Origin of the sequence: Primorskyibacter aestuariivivens (genome assembly GCF_028023675.1) — a bacterium.
Lineage (GTDB): Bacteria > Pseudomonadota > Alphaproteobacteria > Rhodobacterales > Rhodobacteraceae > Marinovum > Marinovum aestuariivivens.
On record NZ_JAQIOZ010000032.1, the window covers coordinates 2,501 to 6,810 of the forward strand.

Here is a 4,310-nt window from a genome sequence, read left to right on the forward strand (position 1 = left end):
AACAGAGTTGTCCAAGTCAAGTACACTAACCAAATCGCGATCCTTCGGGATCGCACATGTTCCCATTCTTTGAATGGGAGCGGGATAGTATGCTTTTGGTTCAGAAGGTATGGCCCTTGTCTAGTTACCAGCTGCAAGGGTCTGTGAAGCGTCCGCCCTCAAGTCGCCGCAAGGCGGTAGGGCACTAAAGAGGCTTTGCTCTTTCTGGATCAAATCAAGCGCGAGAAGGGCGTTTGGTGGATGCCTTGGCAGTAAGAGGCGATGAAAGACGTGATACTCTGCGATAAGCCATGGGGAGCTGAGAATAAGCTTTGATCCATGGATTTCTGAATGGGGGAACCCACCTGAAAGATTGTTATTGTTACCCTTGGGTAATCAATAATGGTCTTAACCAGGTACTTAAGGACTGAATACATAGGTCTTTAAGAGCAAACCCGGGGAACTGAAACATCTAAGTACCCGGAGGAAAGGAAATCAATTGATACTCCCCTAGTAGCGGCGAGCGAACGGGGACCAGCCGAGCCTTGAATGTGAATAGAATGGTCTGGAAAGGCCAACCATAGTGGGTGACAGTCCCGTATATGAAGCATGATTGGACGTATTAAGTAGGGCGGGACACGTGAAATCCTGTCTGAAGATCGGGGGACCACCCTCGAAGGCTAAGTACTCCTTACTGACCGATAGCGAACCAGTACCGTGAGGGAAAGGTGAAAAGCACCCCGACGAGGGGAGTGAAACAGTACCTGAAACCGAACGCCTACAATCAGTCGGAGCTTGACTGGACTCTAATGACAATCTCATGCCATGTGAGGCCTAATCGAAACACGCGGAATTGAGCGGCAATCGCCCTCAAGTAGCCGCAAGGCGATAGGGCACTAAACATGGCTGATGGAACCTTCGCGATTTTGATGTTCGTGGCCGGATTGGCCGATATGAGCGTCAACCATTGCGGCAGCGGGACGGGATGCCTCGGGCGGTCGGAGACGACGCCACGGCTCGCGGTCTCTGCGGGACAGGTTCTGGAACGGCGGGCCAGCGCGGTCGGTGAAATCTACCTTCGGTATGATCTGGGGCACAAGAACGGGCCTTTCGGACATGCGGTCGGTCTTTCGCTGGGTGAGCATGGCGAGAGCTGGTTCGGCGTAGGGCAGACCTACGACGTCTCAGTTCTTGAGCGCTCTCCGTTCTTTGCGGAATTGCACGCCATGACCGGGGTTTACCTGGATAATGGCGGGTTCGACCTTGGCGGTCCGATCATCTTCAGATCGGGGGCGGAGGTAGGCTGGGAAAACCGCCGTGGATGGCGGTTTGGGCTGAGCTATGATCACCGCTCGCATGCGGGGGTCTTCGGCGGCCACAACCCCGGCATGGAAACCGTACAATTCCGGGTGAGCATCCCCACGAACTAGGACCTGCGGTTTGAGCGGGTTCCAGTGCCGATCCGGCATGGATCGGTGTACCGGCGCTGAGCCGGCGCGGAGCGAATAAGATTGTTATCAGTGTCCAGTCTTGTGACGGCGTACCTTTTGTATAATGGGTCATCGACTTGGTCTATCTAGCAAGCTTAAGCCGTTAGGTGTAGGCGCAGCGAAAGCGAGTCTTAATAGGGCGTCGAGTTAGATGGATCAGACCCGAAACCGAGTGATCTAGGCATGACCAGGCTGAAGGTAAGGTAACACTTACTGGAGGGCCGAACCCACATCTGTTGAAAAAGATCGGGATGAGTTGTGCCTAGGGGTGAAAGGCCAATCAAACTCGGAGATAGCTGGTTCTCTGCGAAATCTATTTAGGTAGAGCGTCATCCGAATACCCCGGGGGGTAGAGCACTGGATGGGTAATGGGGCCCCACAGGCTTACTGATCCTAACCAAACTCCGAATACCCGGGAGTACTAGATGGCAGACACACTGCGGATGCTAACGTCCGTAGTGGAGAGGGAAACAACCCTGACCTACAGCTAAGGCCCCCAATTCATGGCTAAGTGGGAAAGCAGGTGGGACGACCAAAACAACCAGGAGGTTGGCTTAGAAGCAGCCATCCTTTAAAGATAGCGTAACAGCTCACTGGTCTAAACAAGTTGTCCTGCGGCGAAGATGTAACGGGGCTCAAGCCATGAGCCGAAGCTTAGGATGCCGTAAGGCATGGTAGCAGAGCGTAGTGTGACATAGGACCATTCCTCTTTAGCACCCTTCGGGGTGTTCTGGAGGATTTTGGTTCTTTCTGTGAAGTCGGCGCGTGAGCGATCCGGTGGAGAGATCACTAGTGAGAATGATGACATGAGTAGCGACAAAGAGTGTGAGAGACACTCTCGCCGAAAGTCCAAGGGTTCCTGCTTAAAGCTAATCTGAGCAGGGTAAGCCGGCCCCTAAGCCGAGGCCGAAAGGCGTAGGCGATGGGAATCAGGTTAATATTCCTGAGCCAGGAGGATGTGACGGATTTGAGACGTTGTTTGCCCTTATCGGATTGGGTGAGCAGCCAACAAGTCCCTGGAAATAGCCCTCCATCAGACCGTACCCTAAACCGACACAGGTGGACTGGTAGAGCATACCAAGGCGCTTGAGAGAACGATGTTGAAGGAACTCGGCAAAATACCTCCGTAAGTTCGCGAGAAGGAGGCCCGGTTCCTAGGCAACTAGGGGCTGGGGGCACAAACCAGGGGGTGGCGACTGTTTACTAAAAACACAGGGCTCTGCGAAGTCGCAAGACGACGTATAGGGTCTGACGCCTGCCCGGTGCCTGAAGGTTAAAAGGAGGGGTGAGAGCTCTGAATTGAAGCCCAGGTAAACGGCGGCCGTAACTATAACGGTCCTAAGGTAGCGAAATTCCTTGTCGGGTAAGTTCCGACCTGCACGAATGGCGTAACGACTTCCCCGCTGTCTCCAACATCGACTCAGCGAAATTGAATTGCCTGTCAAGATGCAGGCTTCCCGCGGTTAGACGGAAAGACCCCGTGCACCTTTACTACAGCTTCGCACTGGCATCAGGCACAATATGTGCAGGATAGGTGGTGGGCTTTGAAGCAGGGACGCCAGTCCCTGTGGAGCCTCCCTTGAGATACCACCCTTATTCTGCTTGATGTCTAACCGCGGTCCGTTATCCGGATCCGGGACCCTGCGTGGCGGGTAGTTTGACTGGGGCGGTCGCCTCCTAAAGCGTAACGGAGGCGCGCGAAGGTTGGCTCAGAGCGGTCGGAAATCGCTCGTTGAGTGCAATGGCAGAAGCCAGCCTGACTGCAAGACTGACAAGTCGAGCAGAGTCGAAAGACGGCCATAGTGATCCGGTGGTCCCGAGTGGAAGGGCCATCGCTCAACGGATAAAAGGTACGCCGGGGATAACAGGCTGATACTGCCCAAGAGTCCATATCGACGGCAGTGTTTGGCACCTCGATGTCGGCTCATCTCATCCTGGGGCTGGAGCAGGTCCCAAGGGTACGGCTGTTCGCCGTTTAAAGAGGTACGTGAGCTGGGTTTAGAACGTCGTGAGACAGTTCGGTCCCTATCTGCCGTGGGTGTAGGATACTTGAGAGGAGTTGCCCCTAGTACGAGAGGACCGGGGTGAACGATCCACTGGTGGACCTGTTGTTGCGCCAGCAGCAGTGCAGGGTAGCTATGATCGGACAGGATAACCGCTGAAGGCATCTAAGCGGGAAGCCCCCCTCAAAACAAGGTATCCCTGAGGACCGTGGTAGACCACCACGTCGATAGGCCGGAGATGTAAGCGCAGTAATGCGTTCAGTTGACCGGTACTAATGGTCCGATAGGCTTGATTTGATCCAGTAACAGCAAAGCTCATACCGCGCTCAAATAGCGAACGCGGTAGCGCAAGAAAAACTGGATCCAAGAGCATACAACCCCATAAAAAACTTCACTTGGACAACAGTTGATAGGTTGCACCCGGAAAACAACGGTGCGGCAACGCGTTATCGCCTCCGGCGAAACGCTGCCTGACACCGCTTGTTCCTTCGGAACAACCTGATTGATCTTTATTCGGTTTGGTGGTCATAGCACGAGCAAAACACCCGGTCCCATCCCGAACCCGGTCGTTAAGTGCCGTCGCGCCGATGGTACTGCGTCTTAAGACGTGGGAGAGTAGGTCACCGCCAAACCTAATAAAGATCAATAACATATCTCTCATAAACGATAACATGCGACCCCGGCCTCAAGCAGCGTTCCACGCGCCAGGCCAAACAATGTGCTCTAACAGCCGAATAGGCCGTAGCACACAAAAAGTGTCGCGGGATGGAGCAGCCCGGTAGCTCGTCAGGCTCATAACCTGAAGGTCGTAGGTTCAAATCCTACTCCCGCAACCAAA

Annotated in this window: 1 protein-coding gene, 1 tRNA gene and 2 rRNA genes; 3 read left to right on the top strand and 1 reads right to left on the bottom strand. The window is 54.2% G+C overall.

Going from position 1 to position 4,310, the window contains the following annotated elements:
- Positions 1-212 precede the first annotated feature (212 nt).
- Positions 213-3,769: ribosomal RNA gene (locus PGB28_RS21130) — 23S ribosomal RNA — on the top strand.
- A 94-nt stretch (positions 3,770-3,863) separates the two neighbouring features.
- Here the strand turns inward: PGB28_RS21130 and PGB28_RS21135 are convergent.
- Positions 3,864-4,001: a hypothetical protein gene (locus PGB28_RS21135; protein ID WP_271423489.1), complete on the bottom strand. Its 138-nt coding sequence runs from the start codon at positions 3,999-4,001 to the stop codon at positions 3,864-3,866.
- Between PGB28_RS21135 and rrf the strand changes: the two genes are divergently transcribed.
- A 5S ribosomal RNA gene (gene rrf / locus PGB28_RS21140) occupies positions 3,990-4,104 on the top strand. The genes PGB28_RS21135 and rrf overlap by 12 nt on opposite strands.
- Before the next feature lie 127 nt (positions 4,105-4,231).
- Positions 4,232-4,308 (top strand) — tRNA-Met (locus PGB28_RS21145).
- Positions 4,309-4,310: the final 2 nt, after the last annotated feature.

What these genes read in the sequence shown, in the direction of transcription:
- PGB28_RS21135 (WP_271423489.1), bottom strand. Translation starts at nt 4,001, where the DNA reads ATGACCACCAAACCGAATAAAGATCAATCAGGTTGTTCCGAAGGAACA.